This window comes from Polaromonas sp. YR568 (genome assembly GCF_943372955.1).
Classification (GTDB): Bacteria; Pseudomonadota; Gammaproteobacteria; order Burkholderiales; family Burkholderiaceae_C; genus Polaromonas.
Genome location: NZ_CALSAL010000002.1, coordinates 852,509 through 873,642 on the forward strand (window position 1 = coordinate 852,509; position 21,134 = coordinate 873,642).

General features: G+C 61.6%; 18 protein-coding genes and 1 other RNA gene. 8 read left to right on the forward strand and 11 right to left on the reverse strand.

What is annotated here, in order from left to right; translation table 11 throughout:
• Positions 1 to 74: 74 nt before the first annotated feature.
• Positions 75 to 1,277 (reverse strand): FtsX-like permease family protein, encoded by a 1,203-nt coding sequence (locus tag AAG793_RS10010; protein ID WP_341907454.1) that lies wholly within the window; start codon positions 1,275 to 1,277, stop codon positions 75 to 77.
• A complete protein-coding gene (locus AAG793_RS10015; RefSeq protein WP_341907455.1) occupies positions 1,274 to 1,930 on the reverse strand; it encodes an ATP-binding cassette domain-containing protein in 657 nt (218 codons plus the stop codon). Before AAG793_RS10015 ends, AAG793_RS10010 begins: the two co-directional genes overlap by 4 nt.
• Positions 1,931 to 2,256: 326 nt before the next feature.
• Between AAG793_RS10015 and groES the strand changes: the two genes are divergently transcribed.
• The 3 genes from groES (at position 2,257) to AAG793_RS10030 (ending at position 4,468) form a co-directional block, all read left to right on the forward strand.
• On the forward strand, positions 2,257 to 2,547 hold the full coding sequence (gene groES, locus AAG793_RS10020; protein WP_341907458.1) for a co-chaperone GroES: 291 nt from the start codon (positions 2,257 to 2,259) through the stop codon (positions 2,545 to 2,547).
• A 125-nt stretch (positions 2,548 to 2,672) separates the two neighbouring features.
• Positions 2,673 to 4,328: a chaperonin GroEL gene (gene groL, locus AAG793_RS10025; protein WP_341907460.1), complete on the forward strand. Its 1,656-nt coding sequence runs from the start codon at positions 2,673 to 2,675 to the stop codon at positions 4,326 to 4,328.
• 57 nt (positions 4,329 to 4,385) lie between these two features.
• Positions 4,386 to 4,468, forward strand: a non-coding RNA gene (locus AAG793_RS10030) — sX9 sRNA.
• Positions 4,469 to 4,522: 54 nt separating this feature from the next.
• Here the strand turns inward: AAG793_RS10030 and AAG793_RS10035 are convergent.
• The 4 genes from AAG793_RS10035 to tal form a co-directional block, all read right to left on the reverse strand.
• A complete protein-coding gene (locus tag AAG793_RS10035; protein WP_341907462.1) occupies positions 4,523 to 5,503 on the reverse strand; it encodes an MBL fold metallo-hydrolase in 981 nt (326 codons plus the stop codon).
• 211 nt (positions 5,504 to 5,714) lie between these two features.
• A complete protein-coding gene (locus AAG793_RS10040) occupies positions 5,715 to 6,041 on the reverse strand; it encodes a DUF805 domain-containing protein (protein WP_341907464.1) in 327 nt (108 codons plus the stop codon).
• 101 nt (positions 6,042 to 6,142) lie between these two features.
• Positions 6,143 to 7,723 (reverse strand): glucose-6-phosphate isomerase, encoded by a 1,581-nt coding sequence (pgi, locus tag AAG793_RS10045; RefSeq protein ID WP_341907466.1) that lies wholly within the window; start codon positions 7,721 to 7,723, stop codon positions 6,143 to 6,145.
• Positions 7,720 to 8,667, reverse strand: a complete 948-nt coding sequence (gene tal, locus AAG793_RS10050; RefSeq protein WP_341907469.1) for a transaldolase — start codon at positions 8,665 to 8,667, stop codon at positions 7,720 to 7,722. Before tal ends, pgi begins: the two co-directional genes overlap by 4 nt.
• A 127-nt stretch (positions 8,668 to 8,794) precedes the next feature.
• Here tal and zwf point away from each other — a divergent pair, with 127 nt between their 5' ends.
• Entirely contained in the window at positions 8,795 to 10,264 is a 1,470-nt protein-coding gene (zwf, locus tag AAG793_RS10055; protein ID WP_341907472.1) for a glucose-6-phosphate dehydrogenase, read from the forward strand.
• A gap of 144 nt (positions 10,265 to 10,408) precedes the next feature.
• Positions 10,409 to 11,254 (forward strand): SIS domain-containing protein, encoded by an 846-nt coding sequence (locus AAG793_RS10060; RefSeq protein WP_341907474.1) that lies wholly within the window; start codon positions 10,409 to 10,411, stop codon positions 11,252 to 11,254.
• A gap of 24 nt (positions 11,255 to 11,278) precedes the next feature.
• On the opposite strand, the gene AAG793_RS10065 is transcribed toward AAG793_RS10060, so the two are convergent.
• The 4 genes from AAG793_RS10065 to AAG793_RS10080 form a co-directional block, all read right to left on the reverse strand.
• Positions 11,279 to 12,580, reverse strand: coding sequence for a M20 aminoacylase family protein (locus tag AAG793_RS10065; protein ID WP_341907477.1), 1,302 nt, complete (start codon positions 12,578 to 12,580; stop codon positions 11,279 to 11,281).
• Positions 12,570 to 13,427, reverse strand: coding sequence for a DUF3047 domain-containing protein (locus AAG793_RS10070; protein WP_341907480.1), 858 nt, complete (start codon positions 13,425 to 13,427; stop codon positions 12,570 to 12,572). The genes AAG793_RS10065 and AAG793_RS10070 overlap by 11 nt, the downstream gene beginning before the upstream one ends.
• Before the next feature lie 101 nt (positions 13,428 to 13,528).
• Complete coding sequence (locus AAG793_RS10075; RefSeq protein ID WP_341907484.1) at positions 13,529 to 14,611, reverse strand: porin; 1,083 nt, start codon at positions 14,609 to 14,611, stop codon at positions 13,529 to 13,531.
• Positions 14,612 to 14,979: 368 nt separating this feature from the next.
• Positions 14,980 to 16,017 (reverse strand): porin, encoded by a 1,038-nt coding sequence (locus AAG793_RS10080; protein ID WP_341907496.1) that lies wholly within the window; start codon positions 16,015 to 16,017, stop codon positions 14,980 to 14,982.
• A 716-nt stretch (positions 16,018 to 16,733) separates the two neighbouring features.
• Here AAG793_RS10080 and AAG793_RS10085 point away from each other — a divergent pair.
• Entirely contained in the window at positions 16,734 to 17,996 is a 1,263-nt protein-coding gene (locus AAG793_RS10085) for a porin (RefSeq protein WP_341907500.1), read from the forward strand.
• 163 nt (positions 17,997 to 18,159) lie between these two features.
• Positions 18,160 to 18,789, forward strand: a complete 630-nt coding sequence (gene coq7 / locus AAG793_RS10090; protein WP_341907502.1) for a 2-polyprenyl-3-methyl-6-methoxy-1,4-benzoquinone monooxygenase — start codon at positions 18,160 to 18,162, stop codon at positions 18,787 to 18,789.
• A gap of 25 nt (positions 18,790 to 18,814) precedes the next feature.
• On the opposite strand, the gene AAG793_RS10095 is transcribed toward coq7, so the two are convergent.
• Entirely contained in the window at positions 18,815 to 19,273 is a 459-nt protein-coding gene (locus tag AAG793_RS10095) for an OsmC family protein (RefSeq protein WP_341907504.1), read from the reverse strand.
• Between the two features lie 249 nt (positions 19,274 to 19,522).
• On the opposite strand from AAG793_RS10095, the gene ilvA reads away from it, so the two are divergent.
• Positions 19,523 to 21,133 (forward strand): threonine ammonia-lyase, biosynthetic, encoded by a 1,611-nt coding sequence (ilvA, locus tag AAG793_RS10100; RefSeq protein WP_341907507.1) that lies wholly within the window; start codon positions 19,523 to 19,525, stop codon positions 21,131 to 21,133.
• Position 21,134 lies beyond the last annotated feature (1 nt).

The following is a 21,134-nucleotide window of genomic DNA, read 5'->3' on the forward strand; positions in this document are numbered from 1 at the left end:
CCACCAGCAGGGTGCGGCGCAGCTTGGCGGCAAAGAGGGCAAGGGTAGTGGGGTTCATCATGTGTTTTTCTCCATTATTTCGGTTGTAGCAGCTCAAAAACACTCACGCGGTAGGCCTCCCAGGCCGGCAGCAGCGCCGAGGCAAGCCCGACACCGAGTGCCAGCAGGGGCACGGCCAGCAGCTCGACAGGCCACGACAAGGCGCCGATCAGCACGGAATTCTCCAGCTGCAACATCGAGCCTATCAGGGCTGTCAAGCCCTGCCCGGCCAGAACCCCGAACAGCGTCGCCAGCAGCGCGAGCCAGAGCGCCTCGCACAGCAGCAGCGACGCAATCCGGCGTGGTGGTGCGCCCAGCATTCGCAGCAGCGCCAGATCGGCCCGGCGCTCCCGCACGGCGCCCCAGAGTGCAATGAAAACGCTCAAACCGGCGGTCAGCAGCAACACCCCGGCCAGCGCGCGCAAGACATCGGTACCCACACCCAGCATGTTGAGCAGGCGGGTGATTTCCACCGCGGGCGCTGCCGCCTGCATGCCGGTGCTGGCGTTGATGTAGCGGGGAAAGGTCACTGCGGCCAACGGCGTCTTGTACTGAATCAGCGCCAGCGTGACCTCGCGCTCTTCCTCCAGAATCTTCCGGTCCTCCTCGTCAAGCGCAGTGGCATCCTCGTGGACGGTCCAGACCGACTCGATTGAGGTCAGTACCAGACGGTCCAGCACACCGCCGCTGGCAGCCAGCACCCCGACCACGGTGTAAGGCGTCTGGCCATGCGCCTCGCCGCCCCCACCCAGACCGTGCGTGCCGACAAACTGATCGCCAACCTTCAGGCCGGCCCGGGCCGCCACCTGCGCGCCCACCACCGCCTGCATCGGGGCCGTCCAGAGGGTGCCCTGGGTCAGCGGTGTTTCATAGTGGAGGATGTAGTCCACGCTTGTGCCCACGATGCGGAAGCCGCGAAAGCTGTCGCCCAAGCTCACCGGGATCAACTTGGCCACCTGCGGGTGCTTTTCCAGCGCGCGGATCTCGGCCAGCGGCACGTTGCCGGTCGGCACATCCAGATGCAGCAGCCCCGACAGGATGAGCTGCATCGGGCTGCCCTTGGCGCCGACCACCACGTCGATGCCCTGCAGGTCACGCTCAAACGCCCGGTTGATCTGGTGGCTCACCAGCAGCAGGAAGGTGATGGACGCCAAACCCAGCGTGAGCAGCAGCAGGTTCAGCGCGGCGGCCAGCGGCCGTGACCACAGATAGCGCCAGGCGAAAACAATGGTTCTCATGCCGGCCTGCGCCCAATGGTAAGGGTGTGAACGTCGCCAGACGCGGCGAAGAAATCGGTGACCCGGGCGTCGTGCGTGGCAATCACCAGCGTAGCCCCCTGTTGCCTTGCGGTGGTGTGCAGGAGATTCAACGCCGCGGCGGCGGCTTCCGCGTCAAGGCTGGCGGTCGGCTCGTCCGCCAGAATCACGCGCGGCTTGAGCAGCACGGCACGTGCAAGAGCCACCCGCTGCGCCTGTCCGCCCGACAGTTGCGCTGGCTTGCGATTCGCCAGCGATTCCACGCCCAGGGCAGCCAGCGCCTCGCGAATTGCAGTCTCGTCAGTTACCATGCCAGCGGCCCACTGCGCCATGGCCAGGTTGTCGTGCACCGACAACGCCGCGCTCAGGTGCAGTTTTTGCGGCAGAAAGCCGATGGTTCGGGCCCGCCAGGCATCACCCGACACCTTGCCAAGCGCAGCCACTGATTGCGTTGCCACCACCATGCTGCCGCTGCTGGGCGTCAGCAAACCGCCGGCCAGCGCCAACCAGGTGGACTTGCCGGAGCCCGAGGGGCCATGCAGCAGCAGCACACCGCCCTGCGGCACATCGACATCCGGAAACTGCAGCGCTGGCCCCGCGTTGTAGCAAAAGCCCAACTGGTGGGTGGTGATCATGCCGCGCGGCACCCGAAGCAACCCGGGCCGCCATTTCGCCGCTGGCCGGCTGGGGCATCTGGACGGAAAACGCCGGGGACACTGGAAAGAGGAGCGGGCACTGCGGGCATTCAAAGGTGGTGCGTCGCGCATTGGCTGAAGCCCTGCGCGGCGGTATCACCACATTTTATGGACCCACCTGCTTGAATTGAATCAAAAATGCCCTATGATTAGCACTCGATGGAGTTGAGTGCTAACAACGCACGACAATCCACCAAGTTAATCGCCACTCACTTTCCGAGTGCCTTTTGATTCCCAAAACCATTGTTCTCATTCAAGGAGCTCTCATGAAACTTCGTCCTTTGCACGACCGCGTGATCGTCAAGCGCGTGGAAAACGAAACCAAAACCGCCTCTGGCATCGTGATTCCTGACAGCGCCGCTGAAAAGCCTGATCAGGGCGAAGTGCTGGCCGTCGGCCCCGGCAAGAAGAACGACAAGGGCGAGATCAGCCCCATGGCCATCAAGGTCGGTGACCGCGTGCTGTTCGGCAAATACAGCGGCCAGACCGTCAAGGTTGATGGCGACGAACTGCTCGTCATGAAGGAAGAAGACCTGTTCGCAGTGGTTGAAAAGTAAATTGCGAAGCAATTTACTTTCGGCGCAGGCTAACTTTGCACCGCAAAGTTAAGGAGCGAAGCTCCGGCCGAAGCCAGAAGTAACCCATTTATCACCCCAATTAACTGAATTCCGGAGAAATCAACATGGCAGCAAAAGACGTCATTTTCGGCGGCGAAGCCCGCGCACGCATGGTCGAGGGTGTGAACATCCTGGCCAACGCCGTCAAGGTTACCCTGGGCCCCAAAGGCCGCAACGTGGTGCTCGAGCGCTCCTTCGGCGCCCCTACCGTGACCAAGGACGGTGTGTCCGTGGCCAAGGAGATCGAGCTGAAAGACAAGCTCCAGAACATGGGCGCGCAGATGGTCAAGGAAGTCGCTTCCAAGACCTCTGACAACGCTGGCGACGGCACCACCACCGCCACCGTGCTGGCCCAGGCCATCGTTCGCGAAGGCATGAAGTACGTGGCCGCCGGAATGAACCCGATGGACCTGAAGCGCGGTATCGACAAGGCCGTGCTGGCCCTGACCGAAGAGCTGAAGAAGGCTTCCAAGCCCACCACCACCTCCAAGGAAATCGCCCAGGTCGGTTCGATCTCCGCCAACTCCGACGAATCCATCGGCAAGATCATTGCTGACGCGATGGACAAGGTCGGCAAGGAAGGCGTGATCACCGTGGAAGACGGCAAATCGCTGCAGAACGAACTCGACGTCGTCGAAGGCATGCAGTTCGACCGCGGCTACCTCTCGCCTTACTTCATCAACAACCCTGAAAAGCAGTCCGCCCTGCTGGACAACCCGTTTGTGCTGCTCTACGACAAGAAGATCAGCAACATCCGTGACCTGCTGCCCACGCTGGAGCAAGTTGCCAAGGCTGGCCGTCCGCTGCTGATCATTGCCGAAGAAGTCGAGGGCGAAGCCCTGGCGACGCTGGTCGTGAACACCCTGCGCGGCATCCTGAAGGTTGTGGCTGTGAAGGCCCCTGGCTTCGGCGACCGCCGCAAAGCCATGCTGGAAGACATCGCCTGCCTGACCGGCGGCAAGGTCATCGCTGAAGAAGTCGGCATGTCGCTCGAAAAAGTGACGCTGGCTGACCTCGGCCAGGCCAAGCGCATCGAAGTGGGCAAGGAAAACACCATCATCATCGACGGCTCCGGCGCCGCCGCTGACATCGAAGCCCGCGTCAAGCAGGTTCGCGTGCAGATCGAAGAAGCGACCAGCGACTACGACCGTGAAAAACTGCAAGAGCGCGTGGCCAAGCTGGCCGGCGGTGTGGCAGTGATCAAGGTCGGCGCTGCCACCGAAGTCGAGATGAAGGAAAAGAAAGCCCGCGTGGAAGACGCCCTGCACGCCACCCGCGCTGCTGTGGAAGAAGGCATTGTGGCTGGCGGTGGCGTGGCTCTGCTGCGTGCCAAGCAGGCCGCTGGCAAGATCGTTGGCGACAACCCTGACCAGGACGCCGGCATCAAGCTGGTGCTGCGCGCCATCGAAGCGCCTCTGCGCGAGATCGTTTACAACGCAGGCGGCGAAGCCTCTGTGGTGGTGAACGCTGTGCTGGCTGGCAAGGGCAACTACGGCTTCAACGCTGCCAACGACACCTACGGCGACATGATCGAAATGGGTATCCTGGACCCCACGAAAGTGACCCGCACGGCACTGCAGAACGCAGCGTCCGTGGCATCGCTGATGCTGACCACCGAAGCCATGGTGGCTGAGGCTCCGAAAGAAGAGTCTGGCGCTGGCGGCGGCGGCATGCCTGGCGGCATGGGCGGCATGGGCGGCATGGGCGACATGGGCATGTAATGCGCCCACGGCTACTGCGCAGGCGCCATGCGTCGTTGGGCAGTGCTCAGAATCCTCACGTACCCCAAGGTACGCTCCGGTTCCTGCGCGCTGTCCGCCTCGCCTGACACCTGCTCGCTACGCCGTCCGAAGTGTCGGAATCAAAAAACCCCGCAGTGGAAACACTGCGGGGTTTTTCTTTGGGCGCTCGCTGATCAGGCGACGGGCTTGAACTCGTAGCCGTTGCCCATTTTTTCCATGCGGCCAAAGGCAGGGAAGGGGAAGTGGAAGCCACCGGCCGTCATATTCTCCTGCACCGTCATCTCGAAGACCTTGCGGCGCACCTCACGCGCAGCGGCAGCGTCCATATCAAACACTACGGCCATATCAGGGTTGCGAGCGAACAGCTGCGGGATGTTGGTCAGGTCAGCCAGGTAGGCGAACTTGAAGCGGTAGCTCTGCGCCACGAACAGGGTGTGGCCCGGCGTGTGACCGAAGGCAGCGACCGACTTGAGGTTATTTACACCGCGGATGATCTCCGTGCCCGGCACGAACTTGACCAGACGGTCCGACCCCAGTCCGGCCATGACGCGGCGCACATTCGCAAAGGCGCCCTTCATCGCTTCGGGAGCGGCCGCCATGCGGGCATCGTCCATCCAGAAGTCGTACTCCACCGTCGGGACCATGATCTTGGCGTTCGGGAACACCAGCTGGCCGGCCTTGTTGCGCACGCCGTTGATGTGGTCGCCATGGAAGTGGCTCAGGATCACGGTGTCGATGTCTTCCACCTTGTAGCCAGCTGCATTCAGGTTGCTCACCAGCCGGCCCGTGGTCGGTCCGCCGTTGTCGGCGAAACCGGTGTCGATCAGCACGCGGCGGTTGCCCATGACGATCAGGAAGGCGGTGTAGGGCACGTCGATGTAATCGGTAGGCAGGTTCTGCGAACGCAGCAGGGCCTGTACCTGGTCCAGCGGCGTGTTGCGCACAAACTCTGCAGCCAGGGGGCGGCGGGTCACGCCGTCATTGAGCGAAATGATCTCCATGTCGCCCATCTGCTGGCGGCGAAAACCCACCTGTACCACGCTGGGCGCGCCATAGTTGGGGGCGTTCTGTGCCACCAGGGGCACGAAGGAACCAGCCAAGTAGGCGGCAGTGGCAGCACCACCTCCGACGAGCAGGTCACGGCGATTGATCATTGAAATATCTCCTGAGTCATGGGTTGAAAAAACCCCTGAATGCTCTCCGAGTCGGGCACTGGCCGCCCGGCGCCGTCAGATTACCCAACTGCAGGCTGGGGGCATGGGCCTCTGACCCTGCCCGGTGGAATGACCTGAGCCCATCCGTATGGCCCACAAAAAAACCCGCAGCGCGCGAGCCCTGCGGGTTTTTCATGGCTGCGGCGAAGTATCAGCCAGCCGGATCGTATTCGTTGCTGCCATCGGCGGTGGGTTGCACCCACCAGTAAATCAGCACCAGCAGCCCAATCACCGTGAGCGCGATGAGCTGCCACCAACCGCTGCGACCGATGTCGTGCAGGCGGCGCGTGCCCACGGCCAGTGCCGGCAACAACAGGGCCAGGTTCACCAGGCCACTGACGATGTCGCCCAGCATCGCTGCTGCGATGGAGACCAGAATCTGAAACAGGAAAAACCACCAGAACTCGGATCGCGAGGCGCGACCAGTGAAGCCCGCGTACTTGCTCAGGCAGGTGGAGATGGCTTGGCCGAAATTCATGTGTTTGTCCTCCCAGACATCGTTGTTGCGGGGTCAATCCCCCGGCAGATGATAGGCCAGAAGCCGCGCGGCATTCACTACCCGCCCAGCCTTCGGGATTTTTACCGCAGGCGCTGCAGCAGACCCGCTGTGGAGCTGTCCAGACCCTGGGCATCGCCGCTTTGCAGGCGCGATTCAATGTCGCGCGCCAGCACCTTGCCCAGCTCCACACCCCACTGGTCGAAGCTGTTGATGCCCCAGATCGCGCCGCTGACGAAGACGCGGTGTTCCTGCAGGGCCAGCAAGGCGCCCAGACTGGCCGGGTCCAGGCTCGCGAGCAGCAAGAAGGTGCTGGGCCGGTTGCCCGGAAAGTCACGGTGCCCGCCCGTATCCGGACGGCCGACCAGCAGCGCCTGCGACTGCGCCAACGCATTCGCCAGCAGTTTGCTGTTGTGCCCCGGCAGCCCATGCAGCGCCTCGCGCACCGCCACCAGCTCGACCGGCACGACAGACGTGCCCTGGTGCAGCATCTGGAAATAAGCGTGCTGGCCATTGGTTCCCGGCTCACCCCAGAGCACCGGCGCGGTGTCGAACGGCAGGGGCTGGCCCTGCATGTCCACCCGCTTGCCGTTGCTTTCCATCTCCAGTTGCTGTAGGTAGGCTGGCAAGCGCCGCAAGGCACTGCTGTAGGGCGCAATGCTGCGGCTGGCAAAGCCGTGGAAGTTGCGGTACCACACGTCAAGCAGCCCGAGGCGCACCGGCAGGTTTTCGGCCAGCGCTGCGTTCCGAAAGTGTTCGTCCATCGCATGGGCACCTGCCAGCAACTGGCGGAAGCCTTCTGCGCCAATGCAGATGGCCACCGGCAACCCGATGGCCGACCATAGCGAATAGCGCCCGCCCACCCAATCCCAGAAACCGAACGTGGTGGTGATGCCAAAGGCCTGTGCGGCCTCCACATTGGTGGTGAGGGCTGCGAAATGGCGCGCGATGTCACGCCCGCCACCGGCTTCGAACCATTGCCGTGCCGAGTGCGCGTTGGTCATGGTCTCGGCGGTGGTGAAGGTCTTGGAGGCGACCAGAAACAGCGTGCTCTCGGGCTTCAGGCCTTGCAGCACGCGGGCCAGTTCTTCGCCGTCGACGTTGGAGACGAAATGAAAGCGCTTGCCGGCGGGCACATGGTCGGCCAGTGCCAGCACGGCCATCTGCGGTCCCAGGTCTGAACCGCCAATGCCGATATTGACGATGTCGGTGATCGATTTGTCTGCGCGCAGCTGCTCCGCGTAAGCCAGCATGGCACTCAGCGTCGCATGGGCGGCCTCAAGTTCTGTCCCGTGCGTTGCAGGGCCCTGCGATGAGGCTGGCGGGTTTCGCAGCAGCGTGTGCAATACCGCCCGCTGCTCGGTCTGATTGATGGCCGCCCCGGCGAACATGGCGTCGCGATACGATTCCAGCCCACACTGGCGGGCGAGTTCGAGCAGCAGGCGCTCAGCCTCGGCGTCAATCAGGTTTTTGGATAGGTCCGCAAACACATGGGGAGCGTCCTGGCTGAAGCGGGTGAAGCGCCCGGCATCGGCAGCGAAAGCCTCGCGCATGTCGAAGCTGCGGCCTTTGGCCTCAAAGTGCGCCTGCAAGTCGGCCCACGCTGCGGTCTGGTCGCAGCGCGGGCGACTCACCCCTGCAGCGGACATGGCAGCGGAGGTCATGCCGCCAGCATGAGGTGTTCGAGCTTCACCGCATCGGCCGCAAATGCACGAATGCCCTCGGCCAGCTTCTCGGTGGCCATGGCGTCCTCGTTCAGTGCGTAGCGAAAGCCGGTTTCATCGAAGTTCACGGCAGGCAGGTCGAGGCTGCGGGCAGCCTGTGCATCGAGCGCACGCTCCATCGGCGCATCGGACGCAGCGAGCTGGGCCAGCAGCTCCGGGCTGATGGTGAGCAGGTCGCAACCTGCGAGCGCCGTGATCTGGCCCACATTGCGGAAGCTGGCGCCCATCACCTCGGTGGCAATGCCGAAATGCTTGTAATGGTTGTAGATCTGATGAACGGATTTCACGCCAGGGTCGTTGGCGCCGGCGTTCGCCGCTTCATCCCACCCCGGGCCAGCACTTTTCTTGTACCAGTCGTAAATTCGCCCGACAAACGGCGAGATCAGCTGAACTTTCGCCTGCCCGCAGGCCACCGCCTGGCAGAACGAGAACAGCAAAGTGAGGTTGGTGTGGATGCCGCGCTGCTCCAGCTTCTCGGCGGCGCGTATGCCTTCCCAGGTGGCAGCGACCTTGATGAGCACGCGGTCGATGTGAATGCCTTCGGCCTGGTACAGCTCCACGATGCGCTCGCCACGGGTGTAGGTGGCTGAGGCGTCAAAGCTCAGACGCGCATCGACCTCGGTCGAGACGCGGCCGGGAATGATGGAAAGAATCTCGCAGCCAAAGCGCACCAGCAGGCGGTCCATGATTTCATCGAGTGGCCGGCCACGGAACCGGGTGACCACCTCTTTCATCAGCGGCTGGTACTCCGGCTTTTGCACCGCCTTGAGAATCAGCGAGGGGTTGGTGGTGGCGTCCTGTGGCTTGAACTGGCCCAGTTGCTTGAAGTCACCGGTGTCGGCCACCACGGTGGTGAACTGTTTCAGGGCATCGAGTTGGGTCATGGCAGGGCGGTGGGTCCATCTGGTTGGAACGCAGCGAGGTTCGAGCCCGATCGCCGCATCGAGTTACCATTATGCCAATAGAATATGAAACTTAATTACATGACCGGTACATTCTGGCAAACGCACCATGAGCTTTGACCTCATCCTGTTCGGTGGCACGGGCGACCTTGTGTGGCGCAAGATCATGCCGGCGCTGTTCCAGGCGTTTCGCCACGGTTCGCTGCCGGCAGGCGGACGGATTGTGGGTGTGGCGCGTGACGATCTGTCCGACGATCAATACCGGGCCCTGATCAAGTCGAGGTTTGACAATGTCGAGCTGGCCAAACGCCCCAGTGACGAGGAGTTTGCGCGATTCGCAGCCCTGCTGGGCTATCTGCGCATGGACTTGTCCAACCCTTCTGATTACGGACGGCTGGCTGCCCGGCTGGCCGAGCGCCCCGCCGACGTGGTGGTGATGTATGTGGCCACAGCCCCCGGCCTTTTCACGGTGGTGTGCGAACAGATCGCAGCAGCTGGCCTGAATGGCCCGCAAACGCGCGTGGTGCTTGAAAAGCCGCTGGGCCATGACCTGGCCTCCAACCGCGCCATCAACAAGACGGTGCGCGGTGTGCTGAAAGAGGAACAGATCTTCCGCATCGACCATTATCTCGGCAAGCCCTCGGTGCAGAACCTGTTTGCACTGCGCTTTGGCAATGCGCTGTTCGAGCCCTTGTGGCGCCGCGAGACCATTGCCAACATCCAGATCACCATCGCCGAGGATCTGGGCGTGGAGAAGCGCGGCGCTTTTTACGACAGCACTGGCGCGCTGCGCGACATGGTGCAGAACCACGCGCTGCAGCTGCTGTGCGCCATCGGCATGGAGCCGCCCATCAACTCGCACGCGGATGCCATTCGTGACGAGAAGCTCAAGGTGCTGCGCTCGCTCAAGCCCTGGACGCCGGAAACCCTGAGCCAGCACGTGGTGCGGGGGCAATACGCCGCCGGCAACATCGACGGGGAAGCAGTGCCAGCCTACCGCGATGAGAAGGGCGTGAACCCAGCGAGCATGACCGAGACCTTTGTCGCCCTGCGCACCGAAATCGCCAACTGGCGCTGGGCCGGCGTTCCGTTCTACATCCGCACCGGCAAGCGGCTGGCCGGGCGCGAGGCGCACATCGAGGTGAACTTTCGCCCCGCGCCGCATGCCATCTTCAAGTCACCGCTGGCCAACGCCAGCGTAGCCAACCGGCTGGTCATCAATCTGCAGCCGCAGGACGGGCTGGAGCTGCACCTGCTGGCCCAGGCCGACCAGCGCACCAGCAGTCGGAACACACAGTCGCTGGCGCCCGTACAGCTGGACCTGGACTTTGACAAGCGCTTCGGCTCGGAGCGCGTCGGTGCCTACGAGCGCCTGCTGCTCGACGTGATTGACGGACGACTCAACCTCTTTGTGCGCAGCGACGAACAGGAAGAGGCCTGGCGCTGGGTCGAACCGATTCTGGATGCGTGGAGCAGTGACGCAGCCGGGCCGCGCCCCTATGCGGCCGGCACCTGGGGGCCGAGTGCGTCGAGCGCGATGATTGCGCGGGATGGGTATTGCTGGAGCGAAGAATGTTAGCCCCCACGGTCGCCCACTGCGTGTGGCTCCCTGCCCCCCGAGGGGGCCGCCCGCCTGCGGTCTGGCGAAGCCAGTCCCGCGGCTCCTGCTGGTTGAAGAAGCGAATACGTTCCTTAGAGTCGTGTCACCTGCATGGGGTACCGGATGCTTGACCGAATCAAAGCCTCTTTGCCGTCTTTGGCGCCAGCTGAGCAACGTGTGGGGCGGCTGGTGCTGGCCGACCCCCGGGCGTTTGCCAACCAGCCCATCACCGAGCTGGCGAGTCGTTCGCATGTGAGCAAGCCGACCGTGGTGCGTTTTTGCCGCAGCATGGGTTATGACGGCCTGTCGGACTTCAAGCTCAAGCTCGCTGGCAGCGTGAGTGAGGGGGTGCCCTTCATCCACCGCAGCGTTGACGTCGACGACAAGACCGGTGACGTGATGGTCAAGGTCATCGACAACACGGTGGCGGCTTTCCTGAAGTACCGCAATGACGCGAGTTCGGTGGCGATAGAACGCGCTGCCGATGCCCTGCTGGCGACCTACAACGCAGGCCGGCGGATCGAATTTTTCGGTGTGGGCAACTCCGGCATCGTGGCGCAGGATGCGCAGCACAAGTTCTTTCGCCTCGGCATCACCAGCATTGCCTACAGTGACGGCCACATGCAGGTCATGAGTGCGTCCTTGCTGGGCCCGGGCGACTGCGTGGTGGTGATTTCCAACTCTGGCCGCACCCGCGACCTGATGGACGCCTGCGACATCGCGCGGAAAAATGGTGCTACAACCATCGTCATCACCGTGACGGGCTCACCGCTGGCAGCAGCGGCCAACATCCACCTCGCGGCCGATCACCCTGAGGGCTATGACCGCTACAGTCCCATGGTGTCGCGGCTGATGCACCTGATGATCATCGACATCCTCGCCACCTGCGTGGCCCTGCGCATTGGCAGCAAGTTGCAGCCGCTGCTCAAGGAAATGAAGAACAACCTGCGCAACAAGCGCTACGCCTGATGGCGTGACCTGCGAAAGCAGGGGTCAAACCAGCGGCATGGAGCGCTCGACGATGCCCGCAAAAAGGGCTGAACCCAAAGGCAGCACGTTGTCGTTGAAGTCGTAGCAGCTGTTGTGCAGGAATCGGCTACCCACGCCGCCTGTGCTGCCGCCCTGCCCGTCGGGAATCTGCTCGCCCTGCCCCAGGCGCAGGTAGGCGCCGGGCTTGACCTTGAGCATGAACGAGAAGTCTTCCGAGCCCATGCTCGGCTCCAGATCGCGCACCACATTCTCGGTGCCCACCAGCTGCTCTGCCACGCCGGTAGCCAGGGTGTACTCGGCAAACGAATTGATGGTGGCCGGGTAAATGCGCTCGTACTTGACGGTGGCGGTAGCCCCGAACCCATGCGCAATCGCTGGGCACAACTCCTTGAGGCGGCGCTCCACCAGGTCCTGTATCTCGGGCTTGAAGGTGCGCACAGTCCCTACCAGTGTGGCAGTACCCGGCACCACACTCATGGCGGCAAGATCGCCCGCCTGCATCGCACAAATGCTGACCACGGCGTTGTCCATGGCCTTGACGTTGCGCGAGACAATGCTCTGAACCGCCGTGATGATGTGCGCCGCCACGACAACCGGGTCCACCGTGAGGTAGGCATGCGCGCCATGCCCGCCCTTGCCGGTGATTTCGATGGTGATGCGGTCTGCCGCCGCCATCATCGGGCCGGGGTTGATGCCGATGGTGCCCGGCCGCATCGCGGGCCAGTTGTGCATGGCGTAAATCGCCTGCACGGGAAACCGGTCAAACAGCCCTTCCTGGATCATTGCAGCGGCACCGCCACGCCCTTCTTCTGCGGGCTGGAAAACGAGGACCGCATCACCAGCAAAGGCCCGTGTTTCGGCCAGATAGCGGGCCGCACCCACCAGCATGGTGGTGTGACCATCATGCCCGCAGCCATGCATCAGACCGGTTTTGGCAGACTTCCAGCCGAACTCGTTGTGCTCGGTCATCGGCAATGCGTCCATGTCGGCACGCAGACCGATCATGGGGCGCGGGGCTGCAGCGTTGACAGCCTTCTGTCCGCGAATGACGGCGACCACGCCGGTCTTGGCGATGCCCGTGTGCACTTCATCGACGCCGCACAGCTTGAGCGCATGGGCCACACGGCTGGAGGTGTAGACCTCCTCAAAACCCAACTCGGGATGAGCGTGCAAATCGCGGCGAAAGGCGGTCAGTTCAGGGTGAAACTGCGCGATTTGCGCAAAGGCGCGGCCGTTGGCATACACCCGATGGGCCTGCGTGTCCTGCAAAGTCCAGGACTGATCGATCCGGATGTCAAGGTTCATTGGCAATGACCAAACGGGATGGCTGAGAAGCAACGCTGGGGGTCAAAAGCACAGACGGTTTGGCGGGTGATGCACTAACTGCAGCAAGCGTGATCGGGCCATACCAGGCATGCGTCTTTTGTTGGGTATTGTCGGTGTCAGTCATGATGCCCACACCCACGAGCGCGCCGGGGGGCTCACCAAAGGCTTTTTCGAAGTCGGCACGAACATCACGCTCATAGGTGAGCCAACGGCCCAGGCGGCCGGGACCAGACTCCACCACCAGTTTACGGATCCTGTCGGTTCTCGGGTTGAGTACCACGCTCTCCACTGGTTGAGCATTGCCCCAGACATACATCAATGTCGCGTAAGGCATCGGCTCCCCTGTCATGGCATGGGCCAGTTCCGACAGCATGGCGTTACGCGCAGAAAACTTGCTGCGCTCGCCGTCGAATGCCAGCACGATGCGCACCGGTGAATCATCGGCATCCCGCTGGGCAAGGTCAGCGCCCTGAATGAGGGCAGGCACCTTCCACGAAAAGCTCATGGTGCCCAGATGGGTGGGCGCCACATGCAGGGACTTGCGAAGCATGCTGGCCGCGTTCTCTGAACGGGTCTGAATGACCAAGCGCCCATCCATGGGAACCGCACGGTAGTCAGTGAATCTTTTGCCCGGAAAGGGGCGATGGCTCCATACAGCAGGGACATCTTGAGACGCAGCACGCCAATAAACATCCTTGCCGACGGCATCTGGTGCTGCAGGTTTGGTAGTGCAAGCCCCCATCAGCAAACAGGCTGTGGCCAAGCCCAGGCGCCAGAGCCGACTTGGCATCATGATGGACCAGCGCAAGGAGAAAGTCAGCATCATCACAAAAGGTTGATTTCAGCGTTGAATGTAAAAAAACCGCCTCAGGTAACCCCGAGGCGGTTTTGGTTCTGATCGAAAACTGGCTTCAAGCCAGCTTCAAATTAGAACGTGTGCTTGATACCAGTGCCCAGAGTGGTGGCTTTGGTTTCAGAGGTACCGTTGGTGGACTGAACCTTGGTGGACAGGTAACCAGCGTACAGGTTGGTACGCTTCGACAGGGCGTAGGTACCCAAGATGCTCATACCTTTACCGCGGTTGTTGTTGTTGGTGGCATCGCTCTTTTCGCGGCTGTAACCGACAGCGACAGCAGCAGCGCCGAATGGCACGCTCACGCCGAGTTGGTAACCCTTGTCCGAAGCGGACGTGTTGGCAGCGGTCTCGCCTTTGGAGGTGTTGTAGCTACCGGTCAGCTTGGCAACGCCGAAGTCGTAGGAAGCGCCGAGGGCGTGGTACTTGCGGTTGGAATCAAACGTCAGTGCGGTTGCCGCGGTGCCGAGGGTGGCGTTGGTACCGAAGTAGCTGCCGCCGTTGACTTGCTTCTCGTTCTGGTATGCGTAACCCACAAACAGGGGACCGTTCACATATTTGATGTGCAGGGCAGTCACTTTCTCAGCAGAAGCGGTAGCCGTTTTGTTCTCGCCCATACCATAAGAAATGGCGCCGCTGAAACCAGAGACGGTTGGGGAAACATAACGGATGGCGTTGCTGCTGCGGTTCTGGTAGTCGCGCAGACCAGTGCCGTACACGGTGCCGGTCGTGGCGAAGTTGGAGTCATAGATCATGTTGGTTGCACCACGCAGATCGTCGTAAGCGCTGTACACACGACCCAGGGTCACGGTACCGAAACCGCCTTCGATGCCGACAAACGCGGCACGGCCAAACAGACCACCGCCTTGAGCGGAGATCGTGGCGTTGGTACCGTTGTCAGGCTGGAAGCCGCCTTCCAGGGTGAAAATGGCTTTCATGCCACCACCGAGGTCTTCAGAGCCGCGCAGGCCCCAACGGGAGTTGTTCTGACCGCTACCGTTGACAACGGTTTGCGACAGTTTGGCAGCAGCGCCGACTTGCGACGTGGTGCGACCAACAAACGCGTCAACCAGGCCGTACAGGGTCACGCTGGACTGGGCTTGTGCAACACCAGCGATAGCGCTGAGTGCTGCAAAGGCGATAAGGGTTTTTTTCATTGAGCAGTTTCTCCAAGGTTAAACATAGGGCTCCGGTACGGGGGCATGTCGGCTAATGCTTCCATGACTCCACCAGAGACCCGGGCCAACCCCCTTTCGGGAAGTTGGCTCTATTGCACCAGACTGGGCGCCGATTCGCAAAGAATTGCCGTGAAAAACCATCTGGACGTTGCACCGTTGCCACACTTATCCCCGGGGGTCGTGGGATTCCAACAACGTCTACTTAAGTATTCAACGTAATGGCGTGTATGCACATGTCGGGACTTCGATCGGTGCCGAGAGTCCCTAATGAAAAAGCCACCTTGGGCGGACCCAAGGTGGCTTTTATCGACAAACCCCTGTGAAAGGGGAATGGCAAACGCAGTCGATCAGAACGTGTGGCGAACACCCACGCCGACGGTACTGTCCTTGCGATCAGCCAGACCAGCAGCGGTTTCCTTGGCATTCTGGTAACCAGCGTACAGGTTGGTGCGCTTGGACATCGCGTACAGACCAGCGATACCGTAGCCGGTGCGCTTCAGCTCGGATGCACCAGCGGCACGCGTGCCCTTGGAGCGGGCGTAGCCGCCAGACAGCGTAAAAGTGCTGGAGACCGGGAAGTCCAGACCCAGCTGGTATTCCTTGGTCTTTTCCTGGGCCAGCGTGGTCACAGGGCTGGACTGATTCTTGGTCGTGCCATAGGCGCCAAGCAGTTTCACGACGCCGAGGTCGTAAGAGCCGTTCAGTTGCGTGTACTTGGTGGCAGCGACTGCACCAGTGGATTTCTGGGTCTGGTACGACAGCGCAGCGGCCAAGGGGCCGGCAGAGTACGCGACGTTCATGGAAGAAATCGAACCAGCACCGACCGTGGCGGTCTTGTTCTCGCCGAAGCTGTGCATGACCGCAGCGCTGAAGCCGCTGAAGTTGGGGGTCGAGTAATAAATCGCGTTGCCAGGGAGGTCGCTGTAGCTGTTGCTGGACCACACGTTGGTCGCAGGCGCGAAGACGTTGGCATCAAAACCGGCAGCGCCAGAACCCTTGACTTCGTCAAATGGGGTCCACATCTTGCCGAGTTTCACTTCGCCGAAGCCGCCCGACAGGCCGACGAAGGTCTGCCGCCCAAACATCGCGGTGGTGGCCGCGTTCGTGTACGGGTTGTCATAAGCCCTCGAAGCACCGGTATCAACATTAAAGCCAGCTTCGAGCACAAAGTTGGCCTTCAGACCACCACCGAGGTCCTCGGTGCCCTTGAAACCAAATCGGCTGGACTGAAGACCACCGCTATTGACCACGGTTTGGGTCAGGGTGCCAGACTTCACCGAGCCAAAGTAGGCGTCAATCAGACCGTAAATGGTCACGGTGGACTGGGCAGAGGCCATGCCGGAAACAGCCATCACGGCCACAGCAACGAGGCTTTTTTTCATCATTAGAAATCTCCAAAAAGAAAGGGAAACACTTGGAACCAAACGAAAACTGACTAAGGGCTTCTGGTTAACCCTTAACCGGATTTAACCAAAAGGTCACGATGTATGCCTAACCCTTATTGGACTATTAGCAAAATTCATACCTTACATGTTGGTCGCCCGCCACATCGGATTTTTCATGCACAACAGAGGTGCTTTCGCCTCAAGAGGCTCCCGACAGCAATTCAGCACGCGTCACAGAGGAGAAGAACGGGAAAGCGGCCGCAGTCGAGCCCCGTTATGGTGCGCATCTTCTGCCGCGCATTGTTTTGGTGACACGACAGGGGAATTAGCGTGTTACTGATGCGAGTCATCGCCCATACAAAAAGTTGCGACATTGAATGTCGCCGTCACGCCACAGCAGTCCAAATCTAGAGGTCTGTGCCTATACGGCGCGAACAGGCTGGCCTGAAGGCGGGCATAGACGCGACGGCAGAGCGTATTTGACTGGGGAAAGCACGATGCAACGCGTATTCAGTCCATGCCGACGCAACCCACCACAGCCCTGCTGACAAGGGGTTTTCCCTTGTCACCAAGGCGATACCCCCGGCAATCACCCTCTTTACGGGCTGGAGGGCCACCATTAATGTTCACCCCAGACCAGCGGTAAAGACGGCATGCGGCGCGCAAAAGCCAGCTGGATTTCAATCTCTGACCAATTACAACTCTCTGGAGACACCATGAAAAAACTGACCTTGGTTGCAACCGCTGTGATGGGACTTTTGTCCACCTCGGCGGCCATGGCACAAAGCACCGTCACCGTCTACGGCCTCGTTGATGCCGGCTATAACCGCGTGTCCGGCCTGCGCCAGGGCACCGTGAGCACCATTGCCAGCGGCATCATGGAAGGCTCGCGTTTTGGTCTTCGTGGCACGGAAGACCTGGGCGGCGGGTACAAGGCCATCTTCACGCTGGAAAATCGCTTTGAAGCCGATACCGGATCGGTGACAAACCGCGCGAATTCCGGCACCCAGCTTCCTGACCGCTTGTCGCAGGCCTCCCGTCTGGGCCTCAATACGGCATTCCAGACCGCTCTTGACAGTCTCAACACCACGCTGGGCGGTAGCGTCGGCGTCAACACGGCTGGCAACCTGTTCGACCGCCAGGCATTTGTAGGTCTGGTCACACCTTTCGGTGCTGTCACCTTGGGCCGCCAGTACACGCCAGGCTACCTGGTGGGCGCAACGTTCGATGCATCGCAAACCCAGTCCAGCCTCGCCGCAGGTCAGGTTGGAAGCTTTCCTCCGACCTTTGACATCCGCCTGAGCAACACCGTTCAGTACGGGATCCAGTACGCAGGCGTGACCGCCACGCTGATGTACGGTGCTGGCGAAGCTGCTTCAGCCACTGTGGGCGACTCGGCAAGCCGCTTTGTTGGCGGCATGGTCATCTACAAGGGCGCAGGCTACTCTGTTGGCTTCGGTCACAACCGGCGTAACAACGAACTCGGCAGAAAGTCACTGACCAACAACGTGATCGGTGCCACCGTGGATGTCGGCCCTGGTACCTTGTACGGCCAGTACGCTACCATCAAGGATGAAAATCCAAGCGGCCTGTCGACGATCTCGACCAACACCACACTCGTCAACGCAGTAGGCTCTGCCAACGCTCTGACCATCCAGAACGCCTACATCAATGGCTTCCGGCAGGATGCCAACCTGATGCACATCGGCTACCGGATGACCACCGGCCCGCACACCTGGGTCGTGGCCTACAACCGCCTGAACGACAAGCGTCCGAACGATGCCGACACCTCGTCGTATGGCGCAACCTACACCTACGCGCTGTCCAAGCGCACCAACCTGAACGCAGTGCTGACCCGCTTCAACAACAAAGGCCTAGGCCAGACTGCTCCTGGCGGCAACGGCTTCCTGGGTGGTGTCACCTCGTCAGCCGGCGTGGATTCGACCAACATCGCGTTCGGTATTCGACACACGTTCTGATGAAGCGTTGGATGGACGTCAGTCCGTTCAACCGACCACCCCAGCAAAAAGCTCCCTCACGGGGGCTTTTTGCATTTCAGGGCATCGCATGGCCCAGTCGCAGTACGATTGCAGGACCGAAGCGCAATCACCTTGAGACAACGCATTCACACCGAGACACTCCATGGCTTCAGCTCTTGACGTTTCCATCACCACCGCCGACGCTGCACTGCGAACCCTGTTCGCCAAACCACGCGCCAGCCGGGCCTGCCCCACGGTGCCCGGACAGGCGACCGAACTGAGCACGCAGGACAAGGCGCTCTCAGGCGCCCTGATGCGCGTGAACCATGTGGGCGAGGTCTGTGCCCAGGCGCTTTATGCCGCGCAGGCACTCGGCACGCGCGACCCGGCGCTGCGTGAACACTTTCTTCAAGCCAGTCGCGAAGAAGGCGATCACCTCGCGTGGACGCAGCAACGGCTGGACGAACTGGGTGCGCGCCGCTCGCTGCTCAATCCGCTCTGGTACGCCGGCGCTTTCGGTCTGGGACTGGTGGCCAGCCGGCTGGGCGACCGCCTCAGCCTCGGCTTTGTGGTGGAAACCGAACGTCAGGTCGAAGCGCATCTGGCCGAGCATCTGGAGCGCCTGCCGCAAGGCGACCACGAGTCGCGCGCCATCGTGGCGCAGATGAAGGACGACGAGGCAGCGCATGCCAAGGAAGCGGAGCAAGTCGGTGCATTGCCACTTCCTGCACCCGTCAAGGCCCTGATGCGGTCGGCGGCGCGGGTCATGACGACCACCGCGCACTACCTGTGACCGGCCCCGATTAGACCGATTCCTTTCAGACCTCCACCAGCTCGAAGCTGGTGGTGATCTCTGCCGTCTTGCCCAGCATGATGGTGGCCGAGCAGTACTTGTCGTGGCTCATGGCCACAGCGCGCTCGACCGCGGTAGCGGTCAGTCCACGGCCTGTCACAACAAAGTGCATGTGGATTTTCGTGAAGACCTTGGGATCCACCGGCGCGCGCTCTGAGGTGAGCTTGACCGAGCAGCCACGCACATCGTGCCGGCCGCGCTTGAGGATCAGCACCACGTCATAGGCGGTGCAGCCGCCTGTGCCGGCCAGCACCGTCTCCATGGGGCGCGGTGCGAGGTTGGCGCCACCGTTCTCGGGCTTGGCCGCGTCGGGTGCGCCGTCCATCACCAGCGTGTGGCCGCTGCCCGTCTGGGCCAGAAAAGTCATCCCCGACGGTGAGCCGGTCGTGGCCGGTGTTCCGGTCCAGCTGACGGTGCATTCCATAAACGTCGTTCCTCATGCAAAAGATTAATAACCAGGAAGGTGTGGAAAGGTAAAATTTCCAACAGCAGGGTATTGTGCAGCGCAACATCGCTCCGCTATACTGATTTCATCGCAATCCTGCTCACCTACGTGACGCATTTTTGCACTGGTTGTCTCCTCCACCTCCTCTAAGGGTGGATTTACAGGCCCAGATCGCAAGGTCTGGGCCTTTTTTCTTGCCCACTATGATGTCAGGCTGCGAGAAAAAAGATGACCCCACCGACGCCCACCCCCGCCAGACGCCCCGCCAAACCCGGCAAAAGGCCCACCGGCCAGCTGACACCCGCCGATTACCTGAAAAAAATCCTGACCGCGCGCGTCTATGACGTGGCGGTGGAATCGAACCTCGAAGCCGCAAAAAACCTGGGTAAACGGCTGGGCAACACCGTGCTGCTCAAGCGGGAAGACCAGCAGCCCGTCTTCAGCTTCAAGCTGCGCGGCGCTTACAACAAGATGGCGCACCTGAGCCCGGCGCAGCTGAAAAAAGGCGTGATCTGCGCCTCGGCCGGCAACCACGCGCAAGGGGTGGCCATGAGCGCCCAGAAACTGGGTACGCGGGCCGTGGTGGTCATGCCCACCACCACGCCGCGGCTGAAGGTCGATGCCGTCGAGGCCTGGGGGGCTGACGTGGTGCTGCACGGCGACAGCTACTCCGACGCCTACACCCACGCGGTGACGCTGGAGAAAAAGCGCGGCCTGACCTTTGTGCACCCCTTCGACGACCCGGACGTCATCGCCGGCCAGGGCACGATTGCCATGGAAATCCTGATGCAGTTGCAGACCATCGGCTCCAGCCGTCTGGATGCGGTGTTTGTGGCCATTGGCGGTGGCGGGCTGATTTCGGGTGTGGCCAATTACATCAAGGCCGTGCGGCCCGAGATCAAGGTCATTGGCGTGCAAATGAACGACTCCGACGCCATGCTGCAGTCGGTGACGGCCAAAAAACGGGTCACGCTGCAGGATGTGGGCCTGTTCGCAGACGGCACCGCCGTGAAGCTGGTGGGCGAGGAAACCTTCCGCATCAGCCGCGATCTTGTGGATGAATTCATCAGCGTGGACACCGACGCCGTGTGCGCCGCGATCAAGGATATTTTTGTCGACACACGAAGCATCGTCGAGCCCTCGGGCGCGCTGGCAGTGGCGGCCATCAAGCAGTACGTGGCCACCCACAAGACCAAAGGCGAGACCTACGCCGCCATCCTGTGCGGCGCCAACATGAACTTTGACCGCCTGCGCTTCGTTGCCGAGCGAGCGGAAGTGGGTGAAGAGCGTGAAGCACTGTTTGCCGTGACCATTCCAGAAGAGCGCGGCAGCTTCCGGCGCTTTTGCAAGCTGATCGGCGAGCTGCCCGGCGGCCCGCGCAACGTGACCGAGTTCAACTACCGCATCAGCGACGACGCCAAGGCACATGTGTTCGTCGGCCTCACCACCTCGGCCAAGGGTGAGAGCACCAAGATCGCCAAACTCTTTTCGCGCCAGGGTTTCAACGCGCTCGACCTCACCCACGACGAGCTGGCCAAGGAGCACATCCGCCATATGGTGGGCGGGCACAGTGCGCTGTCGAAAGACGAGCGCCTGCTGCGCTTCATCTTCCCCGAGCGGCCGGGGGCGCTGATGAAGTTCCTCTCCAGCATGCGGCCGGGCTGGAACATCAGCCTCTTCCACTACCGCAACCAGGGCGCCGACTACGGCCGCATTCTGGTCGGGCTGCAGGTGCCCAAGGCCGACCACAAGGCATTCAAGGATTTTCTCGACACGCTGGGCTACCCGCATGTCGAAGAAACCGACAACCCGGCTTACCGGCTGTTCCTGCAAAGCTGAC

Coding starts and splice junctions, on each gene's coding strand:
- AAG793_RS10035 (WP_341907462.1), bottom strand. CDS start 5,503: ATGATCAATCGCCGTGACCTGCTCGTCGGAGGTGGTGCTGCCACTGCC.
- AAG793_RS10040 (WP_341907464.1), bottom strand. CDS start 6,041: ATGAATTTCGGCCAAGCCATCTCCACCTGCCTGAGCAAGTACGCGGGC.
- AAG793_RS10095 (WP_341907504.1), bottom strand. CDS start 19,273: ATGGAATGCACCGTCAGCTGGACCGGAACACCGGCCACGACCGGCTCA.
- AAG793_RS10065 (WP_341907477.1), bottom strand. CDS start 12,580: ATGAACCTTGACATCCGGATCGATCAGTCCTGGACTTTGCAGGACACG.
- AAG793_RS10075 (WP_341907484.1), bottom strand. CDS start 14,611: ATGAAAAAAACCCTTATCGCCTTTGCAGCACTCAGCGCTATCGCTGGT.
- tal (WP_341907469.1), bottom strand. CDS start 8,667: ATGACCCAACTCGATGCCCTGAAACAGTTCACCACCGTGGTGGCCGAC.
- AAG793_RS10070 (WP_341907480.1), bottom strand. CDS start 13,427: ATGATGCTGACTTTCTCCTTGCGCTGGTCCATCATGATGCCAAGTCGG.
- ilvA (WP_341907507.1), top strand. CDS start 19,523: ATGACCCCACCGACGCCCACCCCCGCCAGACGCCCCGCCAAACCCGGC.
- zwf (WP_341907472.1), top strand. CDS start 8,795: ATGAGCTTTGACCTCATCCTGTTCGGTGGCACGGGCGACCTTGTGTGG.
- groL (WP_341907460.1), top strand. CDS start 2,673: ATGGCAGCAAAAGACGTCATTTTCGGCGGCGAAGCCCGCGCACGCATG.
- AAG793_RS10080 (WP_341907496.1), bottom strand. CDS start 16,017: ATGATGAAAAAAAGCCTCGTTGCTGTGGCCGTGATGGCTGTTTCCGGC.
- AAG793_RS10015 (WP_341907455.1), bottom strand. CDS start 1,930: ATGATCACCACCCACCAGTTGGGCTTTTGCTACAACGCGGGGCCAGCG.
- coq7 (WP_341907502.1), top strand. CDS start 18,160: ATGGCTTCAGCTCTTGACGTTTCCATCACCACCGCCGACGCTGCACTG.
- groES (WP_341907458.1), top strand. CDS start 2,257: ATGAAACTTCGTCCTTTGCACGACCGCGTGATCGTCAAGCGCGTGGAA.
- AAG793_RS10060 (WP_341907474.1), top strand. CDS start 10,409: ATGCTTGACCGAATCAAAGCCTCTTTGCCGTCTTTGGCGCCAGCTGAG.
- AAG793_RS10010 (WP_341907454.1), bottom strand. CDS start 1,277: ATGAGAACCATTGTTTTCGCCTGGCGCTATCTGTGGTCACGGCCGCTG.
- AAG793_RS10085 (WP_341907500.1), top strand. CDS start 16,734: ATGAAAAAACTGACCTTGGTTGCAACCGCTGTGATGGGACTTTTGTCC.
- pgi (WP_341907466.1), bottom strand. CDS start 7,723: ATGACCTCCGCTGCCATGTCCGCTGCAGGGGTGAGTCGCCCGCGCTGC.